The following is a 3,242-nucleotide window of genomic DNA, read 5'->3' as shown; positions in this document are numbered from 1 at the left end:
TCTGCCGCCGCCAAGTGCGACCGCTGCTGGCACCATGTAGAAGATGTGGGCACTATCGCGGGTCACGAAGAGATCTGTGGTCGCTGTGTGACCAACGTTGAGGGTGACGGCGAAACGCGTCAATTTGCCTGATGAACATGACTCAACATAAAAGCGGCCTGCGTTGGCTGTGGCTGGCAGTGCTGGCCTTTGTACTGGACCAGGCGAGCAAGCTCGCCGTGGTCAAGTTGCTGCCATTTGGTTACCCGGGGGTGGAGATCACCCCCTTCTTCAATCTGGTTCACGTCTACAACAAGGGCGCCGCATTCAGCTTTCTGGCTGATCAGGGGGGCTGGCAGCGCTGGTTCTTCGCGGTGCTGGCGTTTGCCATCTGTGGATTGCTGATCCACTGGCTGCGCAAGCAGTCGGTGACCCAGCGTTGGAGCGGTATCGCCTATTCACTCATCATCGGCGGCGCCCTTGGCAACGTCTTTGATCGACTGGTGTTGGGCCATGTGGTCGATTTCCTCGACTTCTACTGGCAGCGTGCGCACTGGCCGGCATTCAATCTGGCCGACAGCTTTATCTTTATCGGGGCCGCCATGATTGTGCTGGACGGTTTCCGTGGTGAGAAAAAGGAGCAGGCATGAGCCAGCAGATCACCGCTAACAGCAGCGTGCTGTTCCACTTCTCCATCAAGCTGGAAGATGGCTCGGTTGCCGACAGCACGGCGCTGCACGGCAAGCCGGCCCGCTTGCGGATGGGTGATGGCAGCCTGACCCCGACCTTCGAGCAGTGCCTGCTGGGCCTGTGCGAAGGGGAGAGCAAGAGTTTTACTCTGGCGCCGGAAGAGGCCTTTGGTCTCTCCAATCCCGACAACATCTACCATCTCGACCGTGCCAAATTTGGCGCCGATGTGGAGCCAAAAGTCGGCACCATCATCCTGTTCGATCAGCCCAATGGCAGCGAATTGCCGGGCATCATCCGGGCGGTAGCCGGGATGTCGGTCACGGTCGACTTCAATCATCCCCTGGCCGGTCATACCGTCACCTTCGAGGTGGAGATCCTGGGCGTTGATGATGAGGAGAAGGTGCACTAATGGATATTCTGCTCGCTAACCCTCGTGGTTTCTGCGCCGGTGTCGATCGTGCCATCAGCATCGTCGAGAGCGCGCTGGAGAAGTTCGGGGCCCCCATCTATGTCCGTCACGAAGTGGTGCATAACCGTTATGTGGTGAACAAGCTGAAAGAGGCGGGAGCCGTCTTCGTCGAAGAGCTGGACGAGGTACCGGACGACAGCATTGTCATCTTCTCTGCCCATGGCGTGGCCAAGACGGTGCGCGAGATGGCCAAGTCCCGCGCCCTCAAGGTATTCGATGCCACCTGTCCGCTGGTGACCAAGGTGCACATGGAGGTTCATCGCGCCAGCCGCAAGGGCTCCGAAGCCGTGCTTATCGGTCATGCCGGCCACCCCGAGGTGATCGGCACCATGGGGCAGTACGAGAATCGCGAAGGCGGCATGTATCTGGTAGAAACACCGGAAGATGTGGCCAGGCTCAAGGTGAAGAATCCGGATGACCTCTGCTTCGTCACCCAGACTACTCTGAGCGTGGATGAGACCTCTGACGTCATCGATGCGCTGCGCAAGCACTTCCCCAAGATCCAGGGGCCGCGCAAGGACGATATCTGCTACGCCACCCAGAACCGTCAGGATGCGGTGCGGGAGATGGCGGGGCTGGTGGACGCCATGCTGGTGGTGGGGTCGCGCAACTCCTCCAACTCCAACCGCCTGCGGGAGCTGGCCGAGAAGGTGGGCGCCAAGGCCTACCTCATCGACGATGCCTCGATGATCGAGGCTAGCTGGCTGGAAGGCGTGAAGGCGATCGGCGTCACTGCCGGTGCTTCGGCACCCGAGGTGCTGGTGCAAAACGTGATTGCCCGTCTGCGGGAGCTGGGTGGCAAGGTGGTTGCCGAGCATCCTGGCCGTGAAGAGAACGTAGTCTTTGAGGTTCCTCCCGAACTTAGAATAATTTGAGTGCAGCCAGGAAGGCTTAAGAATAAAGTGTGTTGATAATGACGCCGGGTTTGTTCAAGAGACAGGCTCGGCGTTAAACTTATGAAGCAGTCTGTCACCAAGGATGGGATATGATTGGATACTTTCGTGGCTTTTCTCTTATTGAGTTGATGATTGTCATCGCCATCGTGGCGATTCTTGGCACCATCGCTTATCCCGCCTATCAGCAATATGTGCTGACCAGTCATCGTGTCGAAGCCAAGAGCATGCTGCTCAATGCGGCCAATCGGCAAGAAACCTATTTTATGGATTTCAATCAGTATGCATCCTCTGCAGCTGCTCTTGGTATCAGTAGTGCATCTGAGAATGGTCTGTATCAATTATCCATTGCCGTATCAGGCAACACCTACACCTTGTCAGCCAGTGCCGGCGCGGCGACGGCCCAAGCTAAAGATACCGATTGCACGGTGTTTTCCATTAATCAGTTGGGCGTCAAAACTGCTTCTGGTGCAGCTAGCAATAGCTGTTGGGAATAGTCATGGCCATTCATGTTTCATCACATGAGAGGGGATTCAGCTTGTTGGAGGTGATGATCACCGCAGTCATCCTGTCGCTGGGGCTGCTTGGTCTGGTTGCTTTGCAAACCCATTCAAAATTTGCCAGTTATGAAGCTCGCCAGCGCACTATTGCCAGCTGGCTGGCTAACGATATGGTCGAACGAGTACGGATAAATCGCGATAGCTGGACCGCATCCGGTGCAGTGACCGTTAATCTTGCCGCCAACTTGCCACGCCCGACATGCGCCGCAGCAGATGGCACAATTAGCGCGTGCAGTGCTGCAGATTTACGTAACGCCGACCTTCACTACTGGCAACAAGCCTTGCTTGGGGCCAGTGTGTCGGGGGCTGCATCTTCCTTGAATTCACCGATAGGTTGCGTGGTGCGGCGGGCCAATAATGTATTGGCTGTCGGAATATTCTGGGCTGGCAAGCAAGAGATATCTGATGGGGGGGCTGCTGCTGCCGCAGCAACGCTGATCAATGAGTGTCAACTCTCGACAGCAAATAATCTTTCGAGGCGCCAGTTTATTCTGACGACGACTTTATGAATTCTCGCGGTTTCACGCTGGTAGAGTGGCTAGTCGCTATGCTGCTCGGTCTATTTTTGTTGGCGGGGGTATTCACAGTTTTTGTGATGTCTCGCTCCAGCTCTGAAGATGCCTTTGATCAAAGTGAATTACAGGAAAATGG

Annotated in this window: 7 protein-coding genes; all 7 read left to right on the top strand. The window is 56.2% G+C overall.

What is annotated here, in order from left to right:
* On the top strand, window positions 1–132 hold a 132-nt coding region (locus ACRAUW_RS17505; RefSeq protein WP_431363293.1), incomplete at its 5' end, for a zinc finger domain-containing protein.
* Entirely contained in the window at window positions 132–629 is a 498-nt protein-coding gene (gene lspA, locus ACRAUW_RS17500) for a signal peptidase II (RefSeq protein ID WP_005340447.1), read from the top strand. The genes ACRAUW_RS17505 and lspA, both read left to right, overlap by 1 nt.
* A complete protein-coding gene (gene fkpB, locus ACRAUW_RS17495; RefSeq protein ID WP_042059691.1) occupies window positions 626–1,078 on the top strand; it encodes an FKBP-type peptidyl-prolyl cis-trans isomerase in 453 nt (150 codons plus the stop codon). The genes lspA and fkpB overlap by 4 nt, the downstream gene beginning before the upstream one ends.
* The gene (gene ispH, locus ACRAUW_RS17490; RefSeq protein ID WP_431363291.1) at window positions 1,078–2,013 is read left to right on the top strand and encodes a 4-hydroxy-3-methylbut-2-enyl diphosphate reductase; all 936 of its coding nucleotides are present in this window, start codon (window positions 1,078–1,080) and stop codon (window positions 2,011–2,013) included. The genes fkpB and ispH overlap by 1 nt, the downstream gene beginning before the upstream one ends.
* Before the next feature lie 110 nt (window positions 2,014–2,123).
* Window positions 2,124–2,528, top strand: a complete 405-nt coding sequence (locus ACRAUW_RS17485) for a type IV pilin protein (RefSeq protein ID WP_431363290.1) — start codon at window positions 2,124–2,126, stop codon at window positions 2,526–2,528.
* Between the two features lie 2 nt (window positions 2,529–2,530).
* Window positions 2,531–3,100: a type IV pilus modification protein PilV gene (pilV, locus tag ACRAUW_RS17480; RefSeq protein WP_005348939.1), complete on the top strand. Its 570-nt coding sequence runs from the start codon at window positions 2,531–2,533 to the stop codon at window positions 3,098–3,100.
* A partial coding sequence (locus ACRAUW_RS17475) for a PilW family protein (RefSeq protein WP_431363292.1) occupies window positions 3,097–3,242 on the top strand: 146 nt, incomplete at its 3' end. The genes pilV and ACRAUW_RS17475, both read left to right, overlap by 4 nt.

The sequence above is a fragment of the Aeromonas sp. genome (genome assembly GCF_050633025.1).
In the GTDB taxonomy this organism is placed as follows: domain Bacteria; phylum Pseudomonadota; class Gammaproteobacteria; order Enterobacterales; family Aeromonadaceae; genus Aeromonas.
This window is presented reverse-complemented; position numbering and strand designations above follow the sequence as displayed.

Bases quoted from the DNA above. Each gene is read 5' to 3' on its own strand.
- lspA (WP_005340447.1), top strand. From the start codon at position 132: ATGAACATGACTCAACATAAAAGCGGCCTGCGTTGGCTGTGGCTGGCA.
- fkpB (WP_042059691.1), top strand. From the start codon at position 626: ATGAGCCAGCAGATCACCGCTAACAGCAGCGTGCTGTTCCACTTCTCC.
- ispH (WP_431363291.1), top strand. From the start codon at position 1,078: ATGGATATTCTGCTCGCTAACCCTCGTGGTTTCTGCGCCGGTGTCGAT.
- ACRAUW_RS17485 (WP_431363290.1), top strand. From the start codon at position 2,124: ATGATTGGATACTTTCGTGGCTTTTCTCTTATTGAGTTGATGATTGTC.
- pilV (WP_005348939.1), top strand. From the start codon at position 2,531: ATGGCCATTCATGTTTCATCACATGAGAGGGGATTCAGCTTGTTGGAG.